The sequence below is a fragment of the Streptomyces sp. NPDC050416 genome (genome assembly GCF_044458845.1).
Taxonomy (GTDB): domain Bacteria; phylum Actinomycetota; class Actinomycetes; order Streptomycetales; family Streptomycetaceae; genus Streptomyces.
In genome coordinates, this window is the sequence record NZ_JBITII010000008.1 from 36,165 (window position 1) to 61,853 (window position 25,689).

The following is a 25,689-nucleotide window of genomic DNA, read 5'->3' on the forward strand; positions in this document are numbered from 1 at the left end:
AATCATGCTCCTTGGGCATGGGACGGTGTCTCTGCGGCCGGGCTCGAAGGACTCGGGGGACTTGTGGGAGAAGTCTGTCCTTCGATGGCCGGGTCGGCGGCGGAGGGCCCGCCCTTGCGTGCACGCCACGCGTTACGCAGCATTTCGTGCCACCGCGGGCGCTTGCGCGGCGGGACATGGTCCACACCACCCAGCGACCACGGGTTGCACCGCAGGATGCGCCAGGCCGTGAGTGCCGTTCCCTTGATGGCACCGTGCCGGTCGATGGCCGTGAAGCCATAGTGGGAGCACGACGGGTAGTACTTGCAGACCGGCCCGAGCAGCGGACTGATCGTCCACTGGTAGAGCTTGATCAGAGCAAGCAGCGGGTACTTCATCGCGCGCCCCCTCCCAGCAGCCGCTGGAGGGCGGCGTCCAGGTCTCGGGCCAGCTGTGCATGGTCGGCGTCGCCCGCACCGGGCAGTGCTCGTACCACTACCAGGCTACCGGGGGGCAGCTGGGCGACTCGGTCGCGCATCAGGTGGCGAAGCCTGCGCTTGACTTTGTTGCGTACGACCGCACCACCCACGGCTTTGCTCACGACGAAACCCGCACGCGTCGGGGGAGCGCTCTCCCCAGGCGCATGCGGGTCCGTGGCACCGCTACGAAGGTGGACGACGAGGTTCGGGCGTCCAGCCCGACGTCCTCGCCGTACCGCGGTCGCGAAGTCCTCGCGCCGCCTCAGCCGGTTCTCGGTGGGCAGCACGACGTCATGACCTGATCAGAATCAGGCGGACAGGTTGGCGCGACCCTTGCTGCGACGGTTCGCGAGAATCGCGCGACCGGCACGGGTACGCATCCGCAGGCGGAAGCCGTGGGTCTTCGCGCGACGACGGTTGTTCGGCTGGAAGGTGCGCTTGCTCACTCGGGGGCTCCAGAAGAAATCGGTAGTTGCGGGGTGCCGTCCTGGCTGTCACCGTGCGCCCACGAGTAGCTCGCAGTTACGCCCGAGTGCACCGCTGACCGATCACCCAAATGATCTGTGCCCATCGGAGGCAGGCGGCAGCAGCCATCGACAACTCGACCTGGTTACGGTACGCGCGGCTACGCCATCCGGTCAAACCAGCAGCTGCCCGCAGACACTTGTCCACAGGCTGGGGACAACAACTTGAACCGCAGTGGCCGCCCTGACTACCGTGACGGAACTCCGATTCGTTCCCTTATCCCTGCCCCACCCGATTTACATCCCGAGCCGTCCCAGAACCACACGTTCGTGGGACCTGTGAGAGAGCGTGCCCTGTGGCTGACGTACCTGCCGATCTTGCCGCAGTGTGGCCACGCGTATTGGAGCAGCTCCTCGGGGAGGGCCGCGGCCAGGGCGTCGAGTCCAAGGACGAGCACTGGATCCGGCGCTGCCAGCCGCTCGCGCTGGTCGCGGACACGGCCCTGCTCGCCGTACCGAACGAATTCGCGAAAGGCGTACTCGAGGGCCGCCTTGCGCCCGTCGTCAGCGAGACCCTGAGCCGCGAGTGCGGCCGCCCGATCCGGATCGCGATCACCGTCGACGACTCCGCGGGCGAGCCCCCGGCCACACCGGCGCCCCAGCCCCGTCCCCAGTCGCGCTACGAGGAACCCGAGATTCCGGCCGCGCGCCAGGACCGCGACGGTTACGAGGGGTACGGCCGCCACCGCGCCGACCAGCTGCCGGAAACGGCCGGCGACCAGCTCCCGCCTACGCGCGGAGATCAACTTCCCACCCCTCGTCCCGCGTACCCGTCCGAGTACCAGCGCCCCGAGCCCGGCTCCTGGCCGCGGCCGACGCAGGACGAGTACAGCTGGCAGCAGCAGCGCCTCGGCTTCCCCGAACGTGACCCGTACGCGTCACCGAGCCAGGACGCCTATGGCTCCCAGGACGCCTATGGCCAGGACTCGTACGGATCTCGTGGGACCTCACAGGAGTCGTATGGATCCCATGGCCAGGGATCACACAGGTCACAGGGATCCCATGGGTCGCAGGACTCCTACGGCGCGTCCTCCCAGGACGCCTACGGCTCCCCGTCCCAGGACTACCGCCCGCAGTCCATGGAGCGCCCCTCCTACGACCAGCCGCGCTCCGACTACGAGAGGTCACGCCCCGACTACGACCAGCGCGATCCGGTCCGCCGGGAGCTGCCCGAGCCGCCGGCCGGCTCGGGCCACGTGCACCGCGGCGGCCCCGTCGGCCCGAACCTGCCCACGACCGGTGCGCCCGGCCCGCTGGCCGCGCAGCCCGCGCCGGCGACCGGCCCGGGGGAGCCCACCGCGCGCCTGAACCCGAAGTACCTCTTCGACACGTTCGTCATCGGCGCCTCCAACCGCTTCGCGCACGCCGCCGCGGTCGCCGTCGCCGAGGCACCGGCGAAGGCGTACAACCCCCTGTTCATCTACGGGGAGTCCGGGCTCGGCAAGACGCACCTGCTGCACGCGATCGGGCACTACGCGCGCAGCCTCTACCCGGGCACGCGGGTGCGGTACGTGAGCTCGGAGGAGTTCACCAACGAGTTCATCAACTCCATCCGCGACGGCAAGGGCGACAGCTTCCGCAAGCGCTACCGCGAGATGGACATCCTGCTCGTCGACGACATCCAGTTCCTGGCGGACAAGGAGTCGACGCAGGAGGAGTTCTTCCACACCTTCAACACGCTCCACAACGCCAACAAGCAGATCGTGCTGTCCTCCGACCGGCCGCCCAAGCAGCTGGTCACTCTGGAGGACCGACTGCGGAACCGTTTCGAGTGGGGTCTGATCACCGACGTGCAGCCGCCCGAACTGGAGACGCGGATCGCGATCCTCCGCAAGAAGGCGGTGCAGGAGCAGCTGAACGCGCCGCCGGAGGTGCTGGAGTTCATCGCGTCCCGGATCTCGCGCAACATCCGCGAGCTGGAGGGCGCGCTGATCCGGGTCACGGCGTTCGCCTCGCTCAACCGGCAGCCGGTCGACCTCGGCCTGACGGAGATCGTCCTCAAGGACCTGATCCCCGGCGGCGAGGACTCCGCGCCCGAGATCACGTCCACGGCGATCATGGGCGCGACGGCGGACTACTTCGGGCTGACCGTCGAGGACCTGTGCGGCACCTCGCGCGGCCGCGCCCTCGTCACCGCCCGGCAGATCGCCATGTACCTGTGCCGTGAGCTCACGGACCTGTCGCTGCCGAAGATCGGCGCGCTGTTCGGCGGCCGTGACCACACGACGGTCATGCACGCCGACCGCAAGATCCGCAATCTGATGGCCGAGCGCCGCTCGATCTACAACCAGGTCACCGAGCTGACCAACCGCATCAAGAACGGCTGACAGGCCGGTCGTACGACGCCGAAGGGCGCTCCCGGAGCAGGTTTCCGGGGGCGCCCTTCGGCGTGACGGCGGCACGGCCGTCGTCATGCCACGGCCGACCTCGTCACGCCGAAGCCGGCCGTCGTCCCGCTGTCGGCCGCCGGCTGTTCGAATACCTGCGGGGTTACGGCCGCTCTCCACAGATTCGGTGACTTTTTCCCGTCCACACCCTGGGGACCGGGAAGTTGTCCAGACTGTGTCCACAGAGGCCTCGAGTGAAGGACCATCAGACCAGCTCAGTGGCATGTGGATTCGTGGACGAACGATCTCCACAGGCTGTGGACAACGCGGGGATCCACAGGCTGTGCATCGAGTTGTCCACCGGCAACCCACAGGTTGAGGCCGGTTGTCCCCAGCGATCCCCAGCTTCTCCACATCGCTGTCCACTGTTCGGCAACGCGACGCGCCTCCTCACCGGGTCGAGTGAAAGGCGTCACACGAAGGTGCCGGGTTGGGCTGTGGGAAAGCCGGGTAAAACTGGGGACGGCGCTGGGGAGAACTCGCCTCCCCCTGTGCACGGGGTGTGCAGAACTTTCCGTTCTCCACAGAGACCCCTGGTTGTCCACCGCCGTCACCCACAGGGCCAGTGGACAAAATTCCCGCTTTGAGCTGGGCAAACGTGGTTATCCACGGTATCCACAGGCCCTACTACTACTCCCGACTAGAGAGAGCTGGGAATTCGTTTCGAAGCGGGTCCTGTGCACAACTCGCTCTCCGGCGCCCGACTGCCCCTCGTCACGACTTGACCCCGAGAGGCACCTACTGTCAGTGCGGTGCGTCAGACTGGTCCCCGGTGTCCTCCCCATCCCAGGGACCGTCGACACCGACACAGACGACGAGGGCCAGGCAGAGCGAGAAGCGCCGGCAACAGCAGGAGGCGGCAACAGTGAAGATCCGGGTGGAACGCGACGTACTCGCGGAGGCAGTGGCCTGGGCGGCACGCAGCCTCCCGGCCCGTCCGCCGGCGCCTGTGCTCGCCGGCCTGCTGCTGAAGGCCGAGGACGGCCAGCTGAGCCTGTCCAGCTTCGACTACGAGGTCTCCGCGCGGGTCTCCGTGGAGGCCGAGGTCGAGGAAGAGGGCACGGTGCTCGTCTCCGGCCGCCTCCTCGCGGACATCTGCCGCGCTCTCCCCAACCGTCCGGTGGAGATCTCCACAGACGGTGTACGGGCGACGGTGGTCTGCGGCTCCTCCCGGTTCACACTCCACACCCTGCCTGTGGAGGAGTACCCGGCCCTGCCGCAGATGCCGAACGCGACGGGCACCGTCCCCGGCGAGGTCTTCGCCTCCGCGGCCGCCCAGGTCGCCATCGCGGCCGGCCGTGACGACACGCTGCCCGTCCTCACCGGCGTCCGCATCGAGATCGAGGGCGACACGGTCACGCTGGCGTCCACCGACCGCTACCGCTTCGCGGTCCGCGAGTTCCTGTGGAAGCCGGAGAACCCGGAGGCCTCCGCGGTCGCCCTGGTGCCCGCCAAGACGCTCCTGGACACCGCCAAGGCCCTCACGAGTGGCGACCAGGTCATCCTGGCGCTGTCCGGTTCGGGCTCGGGCGAGGGCCTGATCGGCTTCGAGGGCGCCGGCCGCCGTACGACGACCCGCCTGCTGGAGGGCGACCTCCCGAAGTACCGCACGCTGTTCCCGACGGAGTTCAACAGCGTCGCCGTGATCGAGACCGCCCCCTTCGTCGAGGCCGTCAAGCGTGTGGCCCTGGTCGCCGAGCGGAACACCCCGGTGCGCCTCAGCTTCGAGCAGGGCGTGCTCATCCTGGAGGCCGGCTCCAGCGACGACGCACAGGCTGTGGAAAGGGTCGACGCCCAGCTCGAGGGCGACGACATCTCGATCGCCTTCAACCCGACGTTCCTGCTGGACGGCCTGAGCGCCATCGACTCCCCGGTCGCCCAGCTGTCCTTCACGACGTCCACGAAGCCCGCGCTGCTCAGCGGCAAGCCGGCGCTGGACGCCGAGGCGGACGAGGCCTACAAGTACCTGATCATGCCGGTGCGGCTCAGCGGTTGAGTTCCGACCGGTTGTCCACAGGCTGGGGGCAAACCCGCAGGTGAGGGCCTACGACTGAGCGCGTATGCCCACAGATGTGCGCGAGCGTCCGGGTTTAGGCTCGGCGCGGTACGAAAGTGCCGCAACGCCACATCGGACACCTGCAAAGCTAAGGAACACAACTGATGGAGCTCGGTCTCGTCGGCCTCGGCAAGATGGGCGGCAACATGCGCGAGCGGATCCGCCGCGCGGGCCACACCGTCTTCGGATACGACCGCAACCAGGACCTCGCCGATGTCCACAGCCTGCCGGAGCTTGTGGGCAAGCTCAGCGGCCCGCGTGTGGTCTGGGTGATGGTCCCGGCCGGCGAGGCCACGCAGTCCACCATCGACGAGCTCGCCGAACTGCTGGAGCCCGGTGACGTCGTCGTGGACGGCGGCAACTCCCGCTGGACGGACGACGAGAAGCACGCCGAGGAGCTGGCCGCCAAGGGCATCGGCTTCGTCGACTGCGGTGTCTCCGGCGGCGTCTGGGGCCTGGAGAACGGCTACGCGCTGATGTACGGCGGTGACGCGGAGAACGTCGCCAAGGTGCAGCCGGTCTTCGACGCCCTCAAGCCGGAGGGCGACTTCGGCGCGGTGCACGCGGGCAAGGTCGGCGCGGGCCACTTCGCGAAGATGGTCCACAACGGCATCGAGTACGCGATGATGCAGGCTTATGCCGAGGGCTGGGAGCTGCTGGAGAAGGTCGACTCCGTGACCGACGTCCGGGAGGTCTTCCGCTCCTGGCAGGAGGGCACGGTCATCCGCTCCTGGCTGCTGGACCTCGCGGTCAACGCGCTCGACGAGGACGAGCACCTGGACAAGCTCCGGGGTTATGCACAGGACTCCGGTGAGGGACGCTGGACTGTGGAAGCCGCCATCGACCACGCGGTGCCGCTGCCGGCGATCACCGCGTCGCTGTTCGCGCGGTTCGCCTCCCGTCAGGAGGACTCGCCCCAGATGAAGATGATCGCGGCGCTGCGGAACCAGTTCGGCGGCCACGCGGTCGAGAAGAAGTAACCGAGCACCGAGGGAGATCGGCGAAACGACCATGCACGTCACGCATCTGTCGCTGGCCGACTTCCGTTCGTATCCCCGGGTCGAGGTCCCGCTCGACCCGGGGGTGACGGCCTTCGTCGGCCCGAACGGGCAGGGCAAGACCAACCTCGTCGAGGCCGTCGGCTATCTCGCCACCCTCGGCAGCCACCGCGTCTCCTCCGACGCCCCCCTGGTCCGCATGGGCGCCGAGCGCGCGATCATCCGGGCCCAGGTGCGGCAGGGCGAGCGGCAGCAGCTGGTCGAGCTGGAGCTGAACCCGGGGCGCGCCAACCGGGCCCGTATCAACCGCTCCTCGCAGGTCAAGCCGCGTGACGTGCTGGGGATCGTACGGACCGTGCTGTTCGCCCCGGAGGATCTCGCCCTGGTCAAGGGCGACCCCGGTGAGCGGCGCCGCTTCCTCGACGAGCTGATCACCGCCCGGTCCCCGCGCATGGCCGGAGTCCGCTCCGACTACGACCGGGTCCTCAAGCAGCGCAACACGCTTCTCAAGTCGGCCGCGCTGGCCCGTCGGCACGGCGGCCGCAGCATGGACATGTCGACGCTCGACATCTGGGACCAGCATCTCGCGCGCGCGGGCGCCGAGTTGCTCGCCCAGCGTCTGGATCTGATCGCCGCCGTGCAGCCGCTCGCCGACAAGGCGTACGAGCAGCTCGCCCCCGGTGGCGGCCCGGTCGCCCTGGAGTACAAGCCGTCCGCGCCCGGCGAGGCGCACACCCGCGAGGATCTGTTCGAGCAGCTGATGGCCGCGCTCGCCGAGGCTCGCAAGCAGGAGATCGAGCGGGGCGTCACCCTGGTCGGCCCGCACCGGGACGACCTGCTGCTCAAGCTCGGCCAGCTGCCCGCCAAGGGCTACGCCTCCCACGGCGAGTCCTGGTCCTACGCGCTGGCGCTGCGCCTGGCCTCGTACGACCTGCTCAGAGCCGAGGGCAACGAGCCGGTGCTGGTGCTCGACGACGTCTTCGCCGAGCTGGACACCCGCCGCCGTGAGCGACTCGCCGAGCTCGTGGCGCCCGGCGAGCAGGTCCTGGTGACGGCCGCGGTCGACGACGACGTACCGCATGTGCTGTCCGGGGTGCGGTTCGCCGTGTCCGAGGGGGCGGTGGAGCGCGTATGACGGAGAACACACCGGAGAACGCACCCGACAGCGCACTGGGGAACACGCCGGAGAGTCCGTCTGGGAAGCCGCCCGGGCCCCGGCCTCCCGAGCCGTCCGGCGTGGACCTGGCGCGCGTGGCGCTCCGTGCCGCCAAGGAAGCCGCACGCGCGCGTGGGGACGCGGCGCAGCAGAAGAAGCAGGCGCGCCGCGGTGGACTGCGCTCCGGCGCGCGCGCCGACGGCCGCGACCCCATGGCGCTCGGCTCCGCGATCAACCGGCTGATCACCGAGCGCGGCTGGGAGGCCCCGGCCGCGGTGGGCGGGGTGATGGGCCGCTGGCCGCAGATCGTCGGCGAGGACGTGGCCAAGCACTGCGTGCCGGAGAGATACGACGAGGACGAGCACGTCCTGTCCGTGCGCTGCGACTCGACGGCCTGGGCGACGAACCTCCGGCTGCTCGCCCCGACCCTGGTCGCACGCCTCAACGAGGACCTGGGGCACGGCACGGTGAAGATGATCAAGGTGCAGGGCCCCGGCGGGCCCAACCGCCGCTACGGCCCGTTGCGCGCCCCCGGGAGCACCGGCCCGGGCGACACATACGGCTGACGGGGCCCCTGTCCCGAAGCTGGCGTCCCCTCCCGGAGGCTCTCCGAGCACCGGCCCGGGCGGACACGTACGGCTGACAGGCCCCCTGTCCCGAAGCTGACGGGATCCCCTCCCCGAGGCTCTCCGAGCGCCCGGCAAGGGCCGTGCGGGAGGCCCTGCGGGGGCCCGATCGGCACCCGTTTCCCGCCAATCCACAGCACGTGACTGACATCACAAAAATGGGCGCCGACGGTCCGTCCGGAGCCCCGGCGCCCCTCTCTCCGCACCACCGCACACGGTTGCGAATCGCGACCTGACTCCGAAGTAGCCAAGGGCTGACGGCCGGAAGCGCTGAGTGCCTCCGTGAGCCTCTTGGAGCCCCCATCCGCATATCGGGAGTCGGGGAAGACCGGTTGAGGGCGGCACATGCGGACTCAGGTACCGGCAAACCCCCATCAGTGTCAGTGCTACCGGTAGACTGGAAGCAATCCCGCCCCAATCGTGGGGACCGTCCGGGAAAAGCTGAGCAACGCTGATCAAGGCTTACCAACGCAACATGCCGCAGCCGCTCCGGCAACCCGCCGACGAGCCTGGCTCGTGCTGTGCCAGAAAGGGCGCTTCGTGGCCGATTCCGGCAACCCCAACGAGAACATCCCGTCCACCGAGGCCCCGGCCGGAGTCGCCGAGGCCTCCGTAACGGCGTCGTACGACGCCAGTGCCATCACCGTCCTCGAGGGTCTGGACGCGGTCCGCAAGCGACCCGGCATGTACATCGGCTCGACCGGTGAGCGAGGACTGCACCACCTCGTGTACGAGGTCGTCGACAACTCGGTCGACGAGGCGCTGGCCGGCCACGCGGACACCATCGACGTGACGATCCTCCCCGACGGCGGCGTCCGGGTCGTCGACAACGGCCGTGGCATCCCGGTGGGCATCGTCGCCTCCGAGGGCAAGCCGGCCCTTGAGGTCGTGCTGACCGTGCTGCACGCGGGCGGCAAGTTCGGCGGCGGCGGTTACGCGGTCTCCGGCGGTCTGCACGGCGTGGGTGTCTCCGTCGTGAACGCGCTGTCCTCGAAGGTCGCCGTCGAGGTCAAGACCGACGGCTACCGCTGGACGCAGGACTACAAGATGGGCGTCCCCACGGCGCCGCTCGCCAAGCACGAGGCCACCGAGGAGACCGGCACCTCGGTCACCTTCTGGGCCGACCCGGACATCTTCGAGACCACGGACTACTCCTTCGAGACGCTCTCGCGGCGCTTCCAGGAGATGGCGTTCCTCAACAAGGGCCTGCGCATCAATCTCACCGACGAGCGTGAGTCCGCGAAGGCCACCTCCGGTGCGGACGAGGCGGGCGCGGACGAGACCGCCGACGTCAAGACGGTCAAGTACCACTACGAGGGCGGCATCGTCGACTTCGTGAAGTACCTCAACTCCCGCAAGGGCGAGGCGGTTCACCCCACCGTCATCGACCTGGAGGCCGAGGACAAGGACAGGCAGCTGTCCCTCGAAGTCGCCATGCAGTGGAACAGCGGCTACACGGAGGGCGTGTACTCCTTCGCCAACATCATCCACACCCACGAGGGCGGTACGCACGAAGAGGGCTTCCGGGCCGCGCTGACCTCGCTCATCAACAAGTACGCGCGTGACAAGCGACTGCTGCGCGAGAAGGACGACAACCTCACCGGTGACGACATCCGCGAGGGTCTGACCGCGATCATCTCGGTCAAGCTGGGCGAGCCCCAGTTCGAGGGCCAGACGAAGACCAAGTTGGGCAACACCGAGGTCAAGACCTTCGTCCAGAGGGTCGTCTACGAGCACCTGAACGACTGGCTGGACCGCAACCCGAACGAGGCCGCGGACATCATCCGCAAGGGCATCGCGGCGGCCACCGCGCGCGTGGCTGCCCGCAAGGCCCGCGACCTGACGCGCCGTAAGGGCCTGCTGGAGACGGCGTCCCTGCCGGGCAAGCTCTCCGACTGCCAGTCGAACGACCCGACCAAGTGCGAGATCTTCATCGTCGAGGGTGACTCCGCCGGCGGCTCGGCCAAGTCCGGCCGCAACCCGCAGTACCAGGCGATCCTCCCGATCCGCGGCAAGATCCTCAACGTCGAGAAGGCGCGCATCGACCGGATCCTGCAGAACCAGGAGATCCAGGCGATGATCTCCGCGTTCGGCACGGGTGTGCACGAGGACTTCGACATCGAGAGGCTCCGCTATCACAAGATCATCTTGATGGCGGACGCGGACGTCGACGGCCAGCACATCAACACCCTGCTGCTGACCTTCCTGTTCCGCTTCATGCGGCCCCTGGTCGAGGCCGGGCACGTGTACCTCTCCCGTCCGCCGCTCTACAAGATCAAGTGGGGCAAGGACGACTTCGAGTACGCCTACTCCGACCGCGAGCGCGACGCCCTCATCGAGATGGGGCGCCAGGCCGGCAAGCGCATCCGGGACGACTCGGTGCAGCGCTTCAAGGGTCTCGGCGAGATGAACGCCGAGGAACTGCGCATCACGACCATGGACCAGGAGCACCGCGTCCTCGGCCAGGTCACCCTCGACGACGCCGCCCAGGCCGACGACCTGTTCTCGGTCCTCATGGGTGAGGACGTCGAGGCCCGCCGCGCGTTCATCCAGCGCAACGCCAAGGACGTCCGCTTCCTCGACATCTGAGTCGGTCTCAGCTGACCGCACCAGGAAGGACCTTCACCAGCAATGACCGACGAGAACACTCCCGTGACGACGCCCGAGGGTGAAGCCCTGGCCATGCGCGTCGAGCCCGTCGGGCTCGAGACGGAGATGCAGCGCTCGTATCTCGACTACGCGATGTCCGTCATCGTCTCGCGTGCGCTGCCGGACGTCCGCGACGGCCTCAAGCCCGTCCACCGCCGCGTGCTGTACGCCATGTACGACGGCGGCTACCGCCCCGAGCGCGGCTTCTACAAGTGCGCCCGCGTCGTCGGCGACGTCATGGGCAACTACCACCCGCACGGCGACTCCTCCATCTACGACGCGCTCGTGCGTCTCGCCCAGTCCTGGTCGATGCGCATGCCGCTCGTCGACTCCAACGGCAACTTCGGCTCCCCGGGCAACGACCCGGCGGCGGCCATGCGGTACACCGAGTGCAAGATGGCGCCGCTGTCGATGGAGATGGTCCGTGACATCGACGAGGAGACCGTCGACTTCACGGACAACTACGACGGCCGCTCCCAGGAGCCGACCGTCCTGCCGGCCCGCTTCCCGAACCTGCTGATCAACGGCTCGGCCGGGATCGCGGTCGGCATGGCGACCAACATCCCGCCGCACAACCTGCGCGAGGTCGCCGCCGGTGCCCAGTGGTACCTGGAGAACCCCGAGGCGTCCCACGAGGAGCTCCTGGACGCGCTGATCGAGCGCATCAAGGGCCCGGACTTCCCGACCGGCGCGCTCGTCGTCGGCCGCAACGGCATCGAGGAGGCGTACCGCACCGGCCGCGGCTCCATCACCATGCGCGCGGTCGTCGAGGTCGAGGAGATCCAGAACCGCCAGTGCCTGGTGGTCACGGAACTGCCGTACCAGGTCAACCCGGACAACCTCGCCCAGAAGATTGCCGACCTGGTCAAGGACGGCAAGATCGGCGGCATCGCGGACGTCCGCGACGAGACGTCGTCCCGCACGGGCCAGCGGCTCGTCATCGTGCTCAAGAGGGACGCGGTCGCCAAGGTCGTCCTCAACAACCTCTACAAGCACACGGACCTGCAGACGAACTTCGGCGCCAACATGCTGGCGCTGGTGGACGGCGTGCCGCGCACGCTCTCGCTCGACGCGTTCATCCGCCACTGGGTGACGCACCAGATCGAGGTCATCGTCCGCCGTACCAAGTTCCGCCTGCGCAAGGCCGAGGAGCGGGCGCACATCCTGCGCGGTCTGCTGAAGGCCCTGGACGCCATCGACGAGGTCATCGCGCTGATCCGGCGCAGCGACACCGTCGAGATCGCGCGCGGGGGCCTGATGAGCCTTCTGGAGATCGACGAGATCCAGGCCAACGCCATCCTCGAGATGCAGCTGCGCCGACTGGCCGCCCTGGAGCGCCAGAAGATCGTCCAGGAGCACGACGAGCTCCAGGCGAAGATCACCGAGTACAACGAGATCCTGGCCTCCCCGGTCCGTCAGCGGGGCATCGTCAGCGCCGAGCTGGCCGCGATCGTCGAGAAGTACGGCGACGACCGCAAGACCAAGCTGATCCCGTACGAGGGCGACATGTCCATCGAGGACCTGATTGCCGAGGAGGACATCGTCGTCACGGTCACCCGGGGCGGCTACATCAAGCGCACCAAGACCGACGACTACCGCGCCCAGAAGCGCGGCGGCAAGGGCGTCCGCGGCACGAAGCTCAAGGAAGACGACATCGTCGACCACTTCTTCGTGTCCACGACGCACCACTGGCTGCTGTTCTTCACGAACAAGGGCCGCGTCTACCGCGTCAAGGGCTACGAGCTGCCCGACGCCGGCCGGGACGCGCGCGGCCAGCACGTCGCGAACCTGCTCGCCTTCCAGCCCGACGAGGCGATCGCCGAGATCCTGGCGATCCGCGACTACGAGGCGGTTCCTTACCTCGTTCTCGCCACCAAGGCCGGACTTGTGAAGAAGACGCCTCTGAAGGATTACGATTCGCCGCGTTCCGGCGGTGTGATCGCGATCAACCTCCGGTCGATGGAGGACGGTTCGGACGACGAACTGATCGGAGCGGAACTGGTCTCGGCCGACGATGATCTGCTTCTGATCAGCAAAAAGGCACAGTCGATCAGGTTCACCGCCTCGGACGAAACCCTGCGCCCCATGGGCCGCGCCACCTCGGGTGTCAAGGGCATGAGCTTCCGCGAGGGCGACGAGCTGCTCTCGATGAATGTTGTTCGACCGGGTACGTTCGTGTTCACTGCCACCGACGGCGGGTACGCGAAGCGGACCAACGTCGACGAGTACCGCGTCCAGGGCCGCGGCGGCCTCGGCATCAAGGCCGCCAAGATCGTGGAGGACCGTGGATCTCTCGTCGGCGCCCTGGTGGTCGAGGAGACCGACGAGATCCTCGCCATCACGCTGGGCGGCGGTGTGATTCGTACGCGAGTCAACGAGATCAGGGAAACCGGCCGTGACACCATGGGCGTCCAACTGATCAATCTGGGCAAGCGCGATGCCGTCGTGGGCATCGCACGCAACGCCGAGGCGGGACGCGAGGCGGAAGAGGTCGACGGCGACGTGGTCGTCGACGAGACCGCCGAAGGTGCCGCGACCGCCGGCACGGACGAGGGTGAGGCGCCCTCGGCCGAGTAGCACGAGGAGTGAGTCAGCGTGAGCGGAGCCACGGGCGCCGGACCGACCGGTACCCCGAAGGGTACGGATACGGACGACGGCGGCCGTGGCTCCGCCGCGCGTGCGGCTGATCCGCACACGACCAACCTGAAGGCGATCAAGTCCCCGACCAAGGACTCGTCCGACAGGCATGAATCACAGGGGGGAACTGTGACGGACACCAGAGGTCCGCAGACCCAGCAGAACACCGCTGGAGCGGGCCCGTCCGCATCCGGCGCCCAGCGGCAGCCCGAGCCGGCCGCGCAGACGGCTTCCCCCCTGCCGGGGGAACGGCATGCACAGCAGCAGGCGGGGCCGTACCACCCGCCGCAGGCCTACCCGGCGCAGGCCGCCGCGGGCGGAGCCGGTGCCGCCGCCGCTGCCGTACGGCGTCCGCGCACCGGTGCGCGCACCACGCCGCGTGTCCGCAAGGCCCGCCTGCGGGTGGCCAAGGCCGACCCGTGGTCGGTGATGAAGGTCAGCTTCTTGCTCTCCATCGCCCTGGGCATCTGCACGATCGTGGCGGCCGCGGTGCTGTGGATGGTGATGGACGCGATGGGCGTCTTCTCCACGGTCGGCGGCACGATCTCCGAGGCGACGGGCTCCAACGAGTCCAACGGCTTCGACCTCCAGGCCTTCCTGTCGCTGCCCAACGTCCTGATGTTCACGTCGGTCATCGCGGTCATCGACGTCGTTCTTGCGACGGCCCTCGCGACGCTCGGCGCGTTCATCTACAACCTGTCCGCGGGCTTCGTGGGCGGTGTGGAGCTGACGCTCGCCGAGGACGAGTAGCTCTCCCCGGCGGCGGCTGTCGGTGTCCCGACAACCGATTTTGGGACTGCCCATGTCGTGCGCTAATCTTCAGGGGTCAGCGCGCGGGACACACACCGCAGAGCGCGGCGGGGCTATAGCTCAGTTGGTTAGAGCGCATCCCTGATAAGGATGAGGCCACAGGTTCAAATCCTGTTAGCCCCACCAGCGAAAAGACCCCCGGTCCACAGGGCCGGGGGTCTTTTGGTACCAACGGTTTGACACACACCGCTCGTCGGCCGCCAGGTGAACGTCGCCCTCCCAGACGTAGAAGCCGTCGTCCAGCCGGAAGCTGAACAAATGACCACCTCCGAGCCCGAGTGCATCCTCGATGGCGGCTGGATCATCGACACGAACCTGAGGCCTCTGTGTGAATCGGTCGCAGAGTTCGCGGGATACGAGTTCAGTGAATCGGACTGGCAGGCTGTCGAAACGGCGCTGCCCGCGACGGACGTCGAACAGGCCACCTGGTACGACTATCCGATGTCGGGTCGGCTGCCCCTGACGCTGCTCGTCGCAGCCGACCCAGGGTCGTCCGTGGTCTTCATCAGAGTCGCAGGTGTTACCGACGGCCGCACCAGAGCACAGATCGAGGCGGCGCTACACATCTTCGCGACTTGGGAACTGGCCCGGCAGCCCCGCTAGGCCGTGTGTCCGGCGCTGATCACGGTGCTGACAGCAGCCGGCCCGCCCTACGCTTACCTCGCAGGTAATCGCGGCGTACGGAGCGCCTGGCTACGTTCAAGGCGTCGTACCGGAGCGAACGAAGGAAGCGGACGTGCCCGCATATGGCTTTGCGCACCTGCGTGACCGCCGTCATCACCCTGACATCCTTGAGTACTTGGAACGCATCCAGGACACTCTCGACCCCTTCCACGGCCGCTTCCTGATCCACGGCCCGCCGACCGAGGTGGTGGAGGGGAGCTGGCCGGGCAGCATGGTGCTGATCGAGTTCCCCGGCCTGGCCGAGGCCCGCGCCTGGTACGCGTCCCCCGCGTATCAGGAGATCCTGCGGCTGCGGACCGACCACATCGACGGGGACGTCGTGCTGGTCGAGGGCGTCGGTCCTGAGTACGACCCGCGTGAGCGTGCGGAGAAACTCAGGGATTCCTGAGGCCGCTGTGACGCCTGATGACGCTCCGGCGCTTCTTCAGTGAGGCCGGTCGGCCTCCCAGAGCATTCCCTTGGGGGGAACCTTGACGAGAAGCACCATGCCCAGACGCGTCCTGGCCCGGACGGTGGGCGTTGTCGCGGCGCTGGCCGTCGCGCTCGCGGTCGCGCCGCTGGCGGGCACCGCGCAGGCCTACGGCGCTGCGTCGGGAACGCTGAGCTTCAGCGGTGACGCGGGTGAGCCCATATCCGGCGGTCAGTCGTACGCGTACACGGCCGGAGCGGTCCAGATGTTCGACGTCCAGGGGAGCACGGACGGGAACAGCCTGACCGTCGCCGTGGACGCGGAGCCGGGCACGCTGTGGCGTCTCATCGTCGCCGCCCCCGATGGCCAGAAGCTGACCGAGGGCACGACGTACACCGGGGCGAAGCAGTGGCCCGACGCCCAGCCGGAGGATCCGGAACTGGTGTTCAGCGGGATCGACAACGGGACCGAGAAGGGGTGCAACACCAACTCCGGTTCCTTCACCGTCGAGCACATCGCCTTCGGCCCCTATGGCTACGTCAGCGAGCTCGATGCCACCTTCGAGCAGTACTGCAACGGCTCGGCGGTGCCTCTGCGCGGTGCGGTGCACGCGGTCATGCCCGAACCCCCGGCCGAACTCGCCATGGGGATGACCCTCGACCCCCAGGGCACGGCGGAGGTCCCCGAGGGGCGGATCACCGTCGGCGGCACCGTGACGTGCAACAAGCCCGCGAGCGTCTCGCTCGCCGGCCAGGTCTTCCAGATCCAGAAGAAGGGGACACCGGGCGCGTCCTACCAGACGACCGTGGCCTGCACGCCGGGCGCGCCCGTGCCGTGGTCGGTCAGCCTGACCAGCCAGGAGCCCGGCACCTCGTTCCAGCCCGGTAGCGCGACGATGCGCAGCAGGGCCCGGGCGGATGACCGGGACTACCCGGTGACGGTCGACACCGGACAGCAGGAGTCACAGATCACGCTCTCCAAGGGCTGATCGCCGTTGAAGAAGGCCCGGTGGCTCCTCGGAGCCGCCGGGCCTGTACGCGCGTCGCCGGGAGGTACAGGTGATATCAGCGCTGCAGGGGAGTGAGATGGTCCGCCGGGTCGCCGTCGGCGTCGGTGTCGTCGTCGGTGCAGTCGGAGGTGGGTGACGCCGTCGTGTCCGCGAGCGGGCGGTGGCGGCAGCTGGGGGACTTTCCGTGGGCCTCGGCGTGGATGCGCTGCTTCATCGTGGGGGGCAGGGCCTTGGCGTAGGACAAGGACCAGGGGGCGGTCGCCGCCGGTGCCGTCCGCTGCTGCGGGATGAGCGCGCTGTTGCGCTTCTGCTCGGCCTGCGGTACCGCCGCCGCGGCGGTCGTGGTGACGAATCCGAGCGCCGTGCACAGCGCGAGGAAGGCGGTGACGATGGCGGTCCACAGCTTCATGACCTTGTTCCGGGCCATAACCCCTCACTTTCGGGTTGGGCGATTTGCGTACTTTCCTCATGATGTGTATGGGGGGCGAGAAGTGGTGGACCGACGCCCGTGGCGCGTCGATGTTCAGATGAACACCACCCGGATGGACGCAAGAGGGGAGAAAAGCTGAGGAAGGAGGAGAAGAGCGGTCGAAGTAACCGTCCGTCGGCGTGTGATCACTCTCCGGCCGGATCGGTGGACTCCGCTTCTATCGCGGTTTCCCGGGCGGGAGTTGAGGTCCGGCTCAGGTCACCGATCGGTATCGGTCGGTGTGTATAGTCGGGCGCCAGAGGTCCCCTACGTCAAGGAAAGACGAGGTCGCGCGGTGAAGAAGCTTCTCCTGGTCGCACTGGCCGCCATCGGCGGGCTCCTCGTGTACCGCCAGATCCAGGCGGATCGCGCCGAGCAGGATCTGTGGACGGAGGCGACTGACTCCGTGCCCACGGGTTCGTGAGTCACGACATCCCAAAGCGAGTACACCCCGGCCGCCTCGCGGTCGGGGTTTCGTGTGTTCGGGCGGACGGCGGGGCGGTGGACGCGGCGGCGGGGCAGGATGGGCCACGGTTCCACGGTTGGTGGACGCACGGCGGTTCTGCGGTCCGGTGACGTGAGGGGTGGCGCGTGAGGGGACGGTGTTGTACGGCTTGGGGGCGTGCGGCGTGGGGGCGAGCGGGTGTGTTGCGCGGTCGTCACGGTCGGCGTCCGTCGGTGGTCGTGCGCCTGGGCGCCGTGGCGGTGGTGCTGGGGACGACGGCTGCCGTGGTGCCCGGACAGGCCGCCCTGGCCGCCGCCGGAGCGTCCGGTACGGCCCAGTCGCCGAGCCCGTACGCCTTCGCCGGTGACGCCCGGAGCATCAAGGGGGCGAGGAGCACCGCCGACGCCGTGGCGCTGACGCCCGGCACGGTCTACAAGAGCTCCCTGCCGAGCAGCGGCAAGGTCAGCTACCGCCTCCAACTGGACGCCACGTCGAACGCGTACGTCTCCGTCACCGCCGTCCCCTCCCCCGGCAGCACCGTCTCGGTCATCGACGGGCTCAAGGTGTCCGTGGAGGACGACGACGGCACCCCCTGCTCCAGCGATGTCACGCCTTTCGGCGCCGCCCGCAGCCCGCACCCGATCGCGGCGTGGGGCCGGCGCGAGATCTCGCCCACCAAGCCGCTGTGCCGGGGGGCCGGGAACTACTACGTGTCCGTCGAGCGCGCCGACCCGAAGGGCGAGGGCTCCTCGCCCGACGCCTGGGACCTGGAACTCGTCGCCATGACGGAGCCCCGGACGGAGAAGACCGGGCCGACCAGCGCGCCCCAGGTGTGGAACTCCGCCTCGCCCCAGCCGCTCCAGGAGGAGGCCGAGGACCGCCGGGGCGGTGCGGGGTTCGCCGCGGCGACCCCGCTGGACCAGGGAGTCTGGCGGGACGACATCCGGCCCGGCCAGACCCTCTTCTACGAGGTGCCGGTCGACTGGGGCCAGCAGCTCCACATCACCGCCGACCTGGGCAGCACGGCCTCCGGCGGCACCGGCTACACGTCCGATGCGCTGGACCTGGCCCTGTACAACCCGGCGCGCGGCCCCGTCGCCGACGTGGGCGTCGGCTACAACGGCGGCCAGAAGTCCGGCAGCCTGCCTCCTTTGCCGCCGGTCGACCACGCCAACCGCTACGCCGTCATCAACCAGGTCGGTGCGATGCGCTTCGCCGGCTCCTACTACCTCGTCGCGCACCTCGCGGAGAGCGTCGCCGACAGCTTCGGGGACGGGCCGTTCCCGATGACCCTGCGGGTCCGGGTGAGCGGTCAGCCGCGCAGCGGTCCCGGCTACGTGGGGGAGTCCGAGCCGAAGGGCGTCTTCGAGGTCTCGGACGAGGACCGGGAGGCAGCGGCCGAAGGCGTGGCCGGGGGTGACGACACCGCGATGCGGGTCGTCGCCGTGGGCGGCATCGGCACCGGGAGCGCGCTCCTGGTGGGGCTCGGGGTGTGGACCGTGGTGGCTCGGCGCAGGAGCGCCGGGTGAGCGCCCGGGCTGATGTGGGCTGATGTCCGCGAGGGCTCAGATGCGGGTCAGGGCCCAGAACCCTACGGCGTAGCAGGCCAGGGCGAGGAGCAGAAGCGGGACTGCCACCTTGGCCGGCGGGCCGGGGCGGCGGGGACGGTGTGCCCGGTGCCGTGAAGTGCCCTGGCCGGACGGAGACCCTTGTCCGGGCGGCGGGGCTTGCGGGGTCGGGGTCTGCGTGGTGTACGGGGCCGTGGAGGTATGGGTGGGCTGCTGTGTCGCCGGGGGCAGCGGCTGGCTGGGGTAGCCCGCGTGGTGCGGGTACGCCGGCGGCGCCGGCTGTGACGGGGACACGGGGTGTGTGGCGTCGTAGGGGGAGTAGAGGGCGTGCTGGGGTGAGGCCTGCGCCTGTGCTTCTGCTCGTGCCTGTGCCTGTGCGTCATGGCCCGGCGTGGGGGAGCCGGTGCCCGTGGCCTGCGGCGGCGGCAGGTGGAAGCTGCCGGTGTCCGACATGGAGGACGGCTGGGCGTGAGCGGCCGGCGGGGCGGTGTCCTGGCCGGGGCCGGGCTGTACGGCCGCTGCGCCCGGGCCTTGCCGCGACGCCGACGCGTCCGTTCCCGAGGGGGCCGGGGCGTCCTGCCGGGACTGCTGCTCGTCAGCCGGACGGTACCGCTCCTCGTTCGTCGCCGGGCCGGCCGGTTCGTCCTCTCTCGGCGGCAGACCCCGCGCTCTCTCCAGCGGGCCGTCCGGCGCGAACCCCGGGGGCAGCGGGCCGAGTTGGTCGAAGATCTCGATCAGTTCATCGTCCGGCCCGGGCTCGGGCAGGAGCTCCGCGGCGGCGGCGAGCGCCTTGCGCGCCCCCGTGGCCGTACGGAACCGGGCCTGCGGGTCCGGCTGGAGCAGCATGGCCACCACCTGCCACAGCGGCTCCGGGATGCCCTTGGGCGCACCGGGAGTCCCGTGCTCGGCGAAGTACTGGATGAGCGCCTTGCTGTCCGGCTTGGCGCCCTCCAGCAGATACAGCGCGACCAGGCCTACGGCGAACAGGTCGGCGGGGAAGTCCGGTTCCGCGCCCATCATCTGCTCGGGCGCGAGATAACCGGGCGTCCCCACCACGAGGTTGGTCTCGGTCAGGCGGGGCTCGCCCAGCCGCATCGCGATGCCGAAGTCGGACAGCCGCAGCCGCGGCCGGCCCGTGCCGGTGGCTTCCAGCAGGATGTTGGCGGGTTTGACGTCACGGTGCACGACATCCTCCGCGTGGACCGCGGCCAGGCCCGCCAGCAGCTGGTCGAGCAGCGTGCAGACGAAGGCCGGCGGCAGGGGCCCGTAGTCCCCGACGAGGTGGACCAGTGAGCCGCCCGCGACCAGGTCCATGGTGAACAGGACCTTGTCGTCGTCGGCGGCCCAGCTGGTCGGAGCGAGCACATGGGGATGGTCGATCCGCAGCGCCTGCTCCCGGACGAAGCGCAGCAGCGAGTGCGCGTCGCTCTGGAGCAGGACCTTGGCGGCCACATAGCGGCGGCGGCGGTGGTCCCAGGCACGCCAGACGGCGCCGACCCCTCCGCGCCCGATCGGATCGACCAGTTCGTACCGGCCGGCGAACACCTCACCCATGGCTGTACGTCGCTCCTCCCCCTGTGGTCTCCCCCCTTGCTTCCCCCTCGACGAGCGTGACGACTCCCCGACGGGCGAAACGACTCCCAGCGCCCCCCATGACTCCCCCGATCGACTCCCCCGATGAGCGATACACGTCCCCCTCGCGTCGAACGGTCCCCCGTGCGGCCCACGCCCCCTCGTGTCCGCCCGTACCGTGACGCAGCCCCCGTCACCTCACCCGAAGCCCGGTGCCGAACCCCCTTCGGCGAACGGGCGACGGGGTCAGTTCTGGTGGGACTGGTAGTGCGCGACCGCGTCCGACGTGCGGCCGGCACCGTACACCCGGAGGAACTCGGCCAGCTCCGGGTGGGTCGGGGCGAGCGTCTCCGCGGCGTCGATGATGTCACCCGCCGCCGCCACCGAGCGCAGCAGCGACTGGATCTCCCGGACGACCCGCTTGACCGTGGGCGCCCCCGAACTGCTCGTCGTCTGTGTGGTGTTGCTGAGCACCGAGCCCCCCTGTGACTTCTTGATCTCCTCCATGCGCTCCGTGGCCTCGGCCGCGCTCACGCTGCCGTCCGCGACCTGCCCCGCCAGGTCCTGCAGCAGCTGCACCCGCTGTACCACAGCGGGATTGCCGATCTTCGCCCGCTGGCCGCTCATGAGCTGCGACAACATCGGTGCGGACAGTCCCAGAACCCCCGCCAGACGAGCCTGGTTGAGACCAAGATCGTCGATGAGCCTACGGAAGAGCGCCCCCAGCGGCTCCCCGTACCAGTTCCGCTGCAGTTCCCGCGCTCTTGCGGTGGCTTCCTGCTGTGCGGCGTCCATTGCGTCTCCCCATCGCTTCCCCAAGTACGGCGGTTCGCGGTAGCGAACCACGCCGAGCATCTTACGGAGAGTGGTCGGCGACGGGGACCCCCAATCCTTTTGCGGAATCATGGGGGTAACCCGGTACTCTGGTCTCCGACGCCCGCCGGGACAAGATTTTCTCCGGGCGGCGTTCCTCTTCCGGGGCCTTAGCTCAGTTGGTAGAGCGCTGTCTTTGCATGGCAGATGTCAGGGGTTCGACTCCCCTAGGCTCCACTCTCAAAGCCCTCCGAACTGCGGAAACGTGGTTCGGAGGGCTTTTGTTTCACGTGAAACAGCGCGGCGGGGCGGGAGACTCGCAGGCTCTGACGTCCGAGCCTCAAGCCTCCCGCCCCGCCGCGCTGTTGAATCCGGCGGCCGTCAGGAACGGTCGTCGGGCTTGGCGGCCTCGTCCTCGGCCTGCTTCGCCTCGACCTCCGGGTCCAGAACGGACTGGCCACTGCCGTCCACGGAGGACAGACGGCCCGACTCGGGAACCTCCGTCGCCGCGGGCGGCTCCACCAGCCAGTCCGGGTTGGCCTGCTTGTCCCACCACTTCCAGGCGGCGAAGGCACCGCCCGCGAGGGCGCCCAGAACGACCAGCGTCTTCATGGCCCGGCCGGCCCTCGCCCGCCGTTCCTGCCTGCGGATCAGCTTCTGGACCTCCTTCGACGAGATCTGACCGCGCAGCGCGGCCATCGCGGCCACACTCCGGGCGGCGGCCTCGCTCGTGACGGGCACGGCCGCGGCCATCGCCTGCTCGAGCCTCGGCCTGGAGTACTCCGCCGCCTGCCGGGCGGCCTTGCGCGTGCGGACGGCGGCCTCGTGGGCGGCCTGGTCGACCTTCGGCGGCACATGCGTGCGGGCCTGCTCCAGATACGGCTGCACATGGGCGCCGTACTGAACGCGCGCCTGCCCGGCGGCCTGCGTCACCTTGGGCGCTAGCCGTACGCGTGCCTCGTGTGCGTAGTGCGCGGCCCTGTCCTTGGCCGTGTCGGCGTAGGGCGCCACCACTTCCGCGGCGTGCAGCACGCTGTCCTTCGCCGAACCAGTCGCGGCGCGCACGCTGTCGATGCGGGTCACGGGTTCCTCCTCCTCGGTGGCGTACGGTATTTCGACTTTCCACCCTTTTACGGATCATGCCTCCCGGCGCACCGCCAAGCATGCGCGGGCGAGCATCCGGGTCACGGGAGCCGGCTCCGGGCCACCTCCGGTCGAGAACCGATCAAGAGCGGACCGAACACTGATCGGGAGCCGATCACCTGCAATAGCGGATGAATAGGGTTCAACAGGAGCTTGTCGTCGACAATGCCACGGATCGCCGCCGCGCGCCCCCGGCCCGGGACTACTCGACTGGTTTTCCGCAAGCGATCGCCCCGGTTTCCCTCCCATGAACCGAGGCCGGGCGACGCGGAGCGCCGTCCATGCGAGGATCAGGGAGTCACAGAAAGACAACGGAAGGCAGATCGTGGCTGAGCAGCTCTACGCCACCCTGAAGACCAATCACGGCGACATCGAAGTCCGGCTTCTGCCGAACCACGCCCCCAAGACGGTCAAGAACTTCGTCGAGCTCGCCCAGGGCGAGCGGGAGTGGACCCACCCGGAGACGGGTCAGAAGACCACGGACAGGCTCTACGACGGCACGGTCTTCCACCGGGTGATCAGTGGCTTCATGATCCAGGGCGGTGACCCGCTGGGCAACGGCACCGGCGGCCCCGGCTACCAGTTCGAGGACGAGTTCCACCCGGACCTGCGCTTCGACAAGCCCTACCTGCTGGCGATGGCCAACGCCGGCCCGGGCACCAACGGCTCGCAGTTCTTCATCACCGTCTCCCCGACGGCGTGGCTGAACCGCAAGCACACCATCTTCGGCGAGGTCACCGGCGCGGCCAGCCAGAAGGTCGTGGACACCATCGCCACGACCCAGACGAACCCGCGCACCGACCGCCCGCTCAACGACGTGGTCATCGAGTCGGTCGTCATCGAGAACCGCTGAGCCCCGCCGAGTGCCGAAGCCCTCGCAGGGAACCAATCGCCCCGCTCGTCCGTAAAGATGAGCGGGGCGGGCTTTTCTCTCACGACCAAGGGGATCCCATGGACGACCAGGCTGCGGGCAGCCCGCAGGACGCCCACAGCGTCCCCATGTGCTACCGCCACCCGGACCGCGAGACGGGCATCCGCTGCACCCGCTGCGAGCGCCCGATCTGCCCCGAGTGCATGGTCAACGCCTCCGTTGGCTTCCAGTGCCCCGCGTGCGTCCGCAGCGGCTCCGGCACTGGTCACGCGCCCACGGCCGCCATGCCCCGGACGATCGCCGGCGGCACCCTCCACGCCGACCCCCGCCTGCTGACCAAGATCCTCATCGGGATCAACCTGGCCGTCTTCATCGCCATCCAGACCCATGAGTCGCTCGCGACCGATCTCGCCCTGGTCGGCGCCTGGCCGCCCGCGCCCTTCACGCCCACCCAGGGAGTGGCGGGGGGCGAGTGGTACCGCATGGTGACGTCGATGTTCACGCACCAGGAGATCTGGCACATCGCGTTCAACATGCTCAGCCTCTGGTGGCTCGGCGGCCCGCTCGAAGCGGCCCTCGGCCGTGTGCGCTATCTCGCGCTCTACTTCATCTCCGGACTCGCGGGCAGCACCCTGGCCTATCTGCTGGCCTCCCCGAACACGGCGACGCTGGGTGCCTCCGGCGCGATCTTCGGCCTGTTCGGCGCCACGGCCGTGCTGATGCGCCAGCGCAATTACGACATGCGGCCGATCATCGCGCTGCTGGTGATCAACCTGATCTTCACCTTCAGCCCGGGCTTCAACATCTCCTGGCAGGCCCACATCGGCGGCCTCGTCGCCGGTGTCGTCGTCGGCTACGCCATGGTCCACGCCCCGCGTGAGCGACGTGCCCTGATCCAGTACGGCACATGTGCGCTGGTCCTGGCCGTGGTCATCCTGTTGACCCTGTTGAGGACGGCCCAGCTCAGCTGAGCGCGAGCGTTGTCCACAGCGGGTGGCGGATCTTGTGCATAGTGTGCGGGAACACCTGTGCCCCCTGACACCGACCCACGTTTCTGCAGGTCAGGCAGGGGGCGAACAAGCTTTCGAGTCGCGGTACTTCCGTCATACCGGCGTCAACGCTCAACGAGTTATCCACAGATCGTCGTTTCTTTTCCACCTGTGGAAAACCGCTGTGGATAACTCAGTGAACAACCTTGGGCAGAGCTGCGTTCACCTGCCGGTGGCCGCTACTTCCACTGGGTCGAGACACCGAATCCGGCGGCGATGAAGCCGAAGCCGACCACGATGTTCCAGTTGCCCAGCGAGTCGATGGGCAGCGACCCGTCGGTGACGTAGAAGACGACGATCCAGGCCAGGCCGATGAGGAACATGGCCAACATGACGGGCGCGACCCAGGCACGGCTGTTCAGCTTGATCGCGGTCGCCTGCTTCGCGGGCGGCGGCGTGTAGTCGGCCTTCTTGCGGATACGTGACTTCGGCACGAGGGTCTCTCCTGTCGATGCGCTGCGTGGCCGCGCAGGTAACTGGGTCGGTCTCGGGGCAGCGTAAGGGGACTCTGAGTGCTCCCCCGGGCGTCCGTTAGCGTAGTGCTTCCGTGGCGCCGAAGGAGATAAGGGTACGTTGAGCAATTCTGCCGACTCCCCCGGGACGGGATCCACCCCTGAGCGCGCGCGCCGTTTGCGGCCCGTGCGGATCCTCACGGCGGCCGTCTTCGCTCTCGCGGGACTCATTTTCTTCACCAGCTTCGACACCGCCAAGGGCACCGACATCCGCACGGACGCCTCGCTGCTGAAGCTGTCCGACCTCATCCAGGAGCGCAGCCGGGAGAACGGCGAGCTGGACGAGACCAACGGGACCCTGCGCAAGGAGATAGAGGCGCTCGCCGAGCGCGACGACGGCAGCACCAAGGCGGAGGACGACAAGCTCGCCGCCTTGGAGAAGCGCGCGGGCACGCAGAAGCTCAAGGGCGAGTCGCTCACGGTCACGCTCAACGACGCCCCGCCGGACGCCACCGCCAAGCTGCCCGGCTATCCCGAGCCGCAGCCCGACTACCTGGTCATCCACCAGCAGGACCTCCAGGCCGTGGTGAACGCGCTGTGGCAGGGCGGGGCCAAGGGCATCAAGGTCATGGACCAGCGGCTGATCTCCACCAGCGCCGTGCGCTGCGTGGGCAACACCCTGATCCTCCAGGGCCGCGTCTACTCACCGCCGTACAAGATCACGGCGGTCGGCGACCCGGACAAGCTCCAGAAGGCGCTCGCGGCGTCCCCGGCGATCCAGAACTACATGGTCTACGTCAACGTCTACGGGCTCGGCTGGAAAGTCGAGGAGAACGGGCCGGTGACTCTTCCCGGCTACTCGGGCACAGTGGATCTGCACTACGCGAAGCCTGTGGAGTAGCAG

24 protein-coding genes and 2 tRNA genes are annotated in these 25,689 nt (G+C 68.8%); 18 read left to right on the forward strand and 8 right to left on the reverse strand.

The annotated features are described in order from the left end of the window. Positions 1–2: 2 nt before the first annotated feature. From yidD to rpmH, 3 genes are read right to left on the reverse strand one after another with little or no spacing between them, the layout of a single operon-like run. On the reverse strand, positions 3–377 hold the full coding sequence (yidD, locus tag ACIBL4_RS24680; protein ID WP_356928059.1) for a membrane protein insertion efficiency factor YidD: 375 nt from the start codon (positions 375–377) through the stop codon (positions 3–5). Further along, positions 374–745 (reverse strand): ribonuclease P protein component, encoded by a 372-nt coding sequence (gene rnpA, locus ACIBL4_RS24685; protein ID WP_399413576.1) that lies wholly within the window; start codon positions 743–745, stop codon positions 374–376. Before rnpA ends, yidD begins: the two co-directional genes overlap by 4 nt. Before the next feature lie 21 nt (positions 746–766). Continuing rightward, positions 767–904 (reverse strand): 50S ribosomal protein L34, encoded by a 138-nt coding sequence (gene rpmH / locus ACIBL4_RS24690; protein ID WP_018846094.1) that lies wholly within the window; start codon positions 902–904, stop codon positions 767–769. Between the two features lie 374 nt (positions 905–1,278). On the opposite strand from rpmH, the gene dnaA reads away from it, so the two are divergent. The 12 genes from dnaA to ACIBL4_RS24750 all read left to right on the forward strand — a co-directional run bounded on the left by dnaA (position 1,279) and on the right by ACIBL4_RS24750 (position 16,382). Beyond that, positions 1,279–3,309 carry a chromosomal replication initiator protein DnaA gene (gene dnaA / locus ACIBL4_RS24695; RefSeq protein ID WP_399413578.1) on the forward strand — a complete coding sequence of 677 codons (2,031 nt, stop codon included), beginning with the start codon at positions 1,279–1,281 and terminating at the stop codon, positions 3,307–3,309. 925 nt (positions 3,310–4,234) lie between these two features. Further along, entirely contained in the window at positions 4,235–5,365 is a 1,131-nt protein-coding gene (gene dnaN, locus ACIBL4_RS24700) for a DNA polymerase III subunit beta (protein ID WP_086560490.1), read from the forward strand. 164 nt (positions 5,366–5,529) lie between these two features. After that, complete coding sequence (gene gnd / locus ACIBL4_RS24705) at positions 5,530–6,405, forward strand: phosphogluconate dehydrogenase (NAD(+)-dependent, decarboxylating) (protein WP_399413581.1); 876 nt, start codon at positions 5,530–5,532, stop codon at positions 6,403–6,405. 31 nt (positions 6,406–6,436) lie between these two features. Beyond that, the gene (gene recF / locus ACIBL4_RS24710) at positions 6,437–7,558 is read left to right on the forward strand and encodes a DNA replication/repair protein RecF (protein WP_399413583.1); all 1,122 of its coding nucleotides are present in this window, start codon (positions 6,437–6,439) and stop codon (positions 7,556–7,558) included. Beyond that, a complete protein-coding gene (locus tag ACIBL4_RS24715; protein ID WP_399413585.1) occupies positions 7,555–8,145 on the forward strand; it encodes a DUF721 domain-containing protein in 591 nt (196 codons plus the stop codon). Before recF ends, ACIBL4_RS24715 begins: the two co-directional genes overlap by 4 nt. Before the next feature lie 576 nt (positions 8,146–8,721). Beyond that, positions 8,722–10,794 (forward strand): DNA topoisomerase (ATP-hydrolyzing) subunit B, encoded by a 2,073-nt coding sequence (gene gyrB, locus ACIBL4_RS24720; RefSeq protein WP_399413587.1) that lies wholly within the window; start codon positions 8,722–8,724, stop codon positions 10,792–10,794. A gap of 42 nt (positions 10,795–10,836) precedes the next feature. Further along, complete coding sequence (gene gyrA / locus ACIBL4_RS24725; RefSeq protein ID WP_399413589.1) at positions 10,837–13,431, forward strand: DNA gyrase subunit A; 2,595 nt, start codon at positions 10,837–10,839, stop codon at positions 13,429–13,431. Between the two features lie 18 nt (positions 13,432–13,449). Next, complete coding sequence (locus tag ACIBL4_RS24730) at positions 13,450–14,241, forward strand: DUF3566 domain-containing protein (protein WP_399413591.1); 792 nt, start codon at positions 13,450–13,452, stop codon at positions 14,239–14,241. A 109-nt stretch (positions 14,242–14,350) separates the two neighbouring features. After that, a tRNA-Ile gene (locus tag ACIBL4_RS24735) sits at positions 14,351–14,427 on the forward strand. 132 nt (positions 14,428–14,559) lie between these two features. Beyond that, positions 14,560–14,904 (forward strand): hypothetical protein, encoded by a 345-nt coding sequence (locus ACIBL4_RS24740; RefSeq protein ID WP_399413593.1) that lies wholly within the window; start codon positions 14,560–14,562, stop codon positions 14,902–14,904. Positions 14,905–15,037: 133 nt separating this feature from the next. Beyond that, a complete protein-coding gene (locus ACIBL4_RS24745; RefSeq protein ID WP_399413595.1) occupies positions 15,038–15,373 on the forward strand; it encodes a DUF1330 domain-containing protein in 336 nt (111 codons plus the stop codon). A gap of 97 nt (positions 15,374–15,470) precedes the next feature. Continuing rightward, a complete protein-coding gene (locus tag ACIBL4_RS24750) occupies positions 15,471–16,382 on the forward strand; it encodes a hypothetical protein (RefSeq protein WP_399413597.1) in 912 nt (303 codons plus the stop codon). A 76-nt stretch (positions 16,383–16,458) separates the two neighbouring features. Here ACIBL4_RS24750 and ACIBL4_RS24755 read toward each other — a convergent pair whose 3' ends face one another. After that, entirely contained in the window at positions 16,459–16,830 is a 372-nt protein-coding gene (locus ACIBL4_RS24755; RefSeq protein ID WP_399413599.1) for a DUF6344 domain-containing protein, read from the reverse strand. Positions 16,831–17,167: 337 nt separating this feature from the next. Here ACIBL4_RS24755 and ACIBL4_RS24760 point away from each other — a divergent pair, with 337 nt between their 5' ends. Both ACIBL4_RS24760 and ACIBL4_RS24765 read left to right on the forward strand, forming a co-directional pair. Next, positions 17,168–17,296 (forward strand): DLW-39 family protein, encoded by a 129-nt coding sequence (locus tag ACIBL4_RS24760; protein WP_003999697.1) that lies wholly within the window; start codon positions 17,168–17,170, stop codon positions 17,294–17,296. 254 nt (positions 17,297–17,550) lie between these two features. Beyond that, a complete protein-coding gene (locus ACIBL4_RS24765; protein WP_399413601.1) occupies positions 17,551–18,846 on the forward strand; it encodes a hypothetical protein in 1,296 nt (431 codons plus the stop codon). Between the two features lie 36 nt (positions 18,847–18,882). Here ACIBL4_RS24765 and ACIBL4_RS24770 read toward each other — a convergent pair whose 3' ends face one another. Together ACIBL4_RS24770 and ACIBL4_RS24775 are read right to left on the reverse strand one after the other, a co-directional pair. Further along, positions 18,883–20,439, reverse strand: coding sequence for a protein kinase (locus ACIBL4_RS24770; protein ID WP_399413603.1), 1,557 nt, complete (start codon positions 20,437–20,439; stop codon positions 18,883–18,885). 264 nt (positions 20,440–20,703) lie between these two features. Beyond that, a complete protein-coding gene (locus ACIBL4_RS24775) occupies positions 20,704–21,252 on the reverse strand; it encodes a DNA-binding protein (protein WP_243380052.1) in 549 nt (182 codons plus the stop codon). Between the two features lie 182 nt (positions 21,253–21,434). Between ACIBL4_RS24775 and ACIBL4_RS24780 the strand changes: the two genes are divergently transcribed. Further along, positions 21,435–21,507, forward strand: a tRNA-Ala gene (locus ACIBL4_RS24780). Positions 21,508–21,651: 144 nt separating this feature from the next. Here ACIBL4_RS24780 and ACIBL4_RS24785 read toward each other — a convergent pair. Then, complete coding sequence (locus tag ACIBL4_RS24785; protein WP_399413606.1) at positions 21,652–22,353, reverse strand: DUF5324 family protein; 702 nt, start codon at positions 22,351–22,353, stop codon at positions 21,652–21,654. 385 nt (positions 22,354–22,738) lie between these two features. Between ACIBL4_RS24785 and ACIBL4_RS24790 the strand changes: the two genes are divergently transcribed. After that, positions 22,739–23,266, forward strand: a complete 528-nt coding sequence (locus ACIBL4_RS24790) for a peptidylprolyl isomerase (RefSeq protein ID WP_399413608.1) — start codon at positions 22,739–22,741, stop codon at positions 23,264–23,266. A 98-nt stretch (positions 23,267–23,364) separates the two neighbouring features. Next, positions 23,365–24,255: a rhomboid family intramembrane serine protease gene (locus tag ACIBL4_RS24795; RefSeq protein ID WP_399413610.1), complete on the forward strand. Its 891-nt coding sequence runs from the start codon at positions 23,365–23,367 to the stop codon at positions 24,253–24,255. Between the two features lie 257 nt (positions 24,256–24,512). On the opposite strand, the gene crgA is transcribed toward ACIBL4_RS24795, so the two are convergent. Further along, positions 24,513–24,767: a cell division protein CrgA gene (gene crgA, locus ACIBL4_RS24800; protein WP_010032600.1), complete on the reverse strand. Its 255-nt coding sequence runs from the start codon at positions 24,765–24,767 to the stop codon at positions 24,513–24,515. 139 nt (positions 24,768–24,906) lie between these two features. On the opposite strand from crgA, the gene ACIBL4_RS24805 reads away from it, so the two are divergent. Then, entirely contained in the window at positions 24,907–25,686 is a 780-nt protein-coding gene (locus ACIBL4_RS24805; RefSeq protein ID WP_399413612.1) for a DUF881 domain-containing protein, read from the forward strand. Positions 25,687–25,689: the final 3 nt, after the last annotated feature.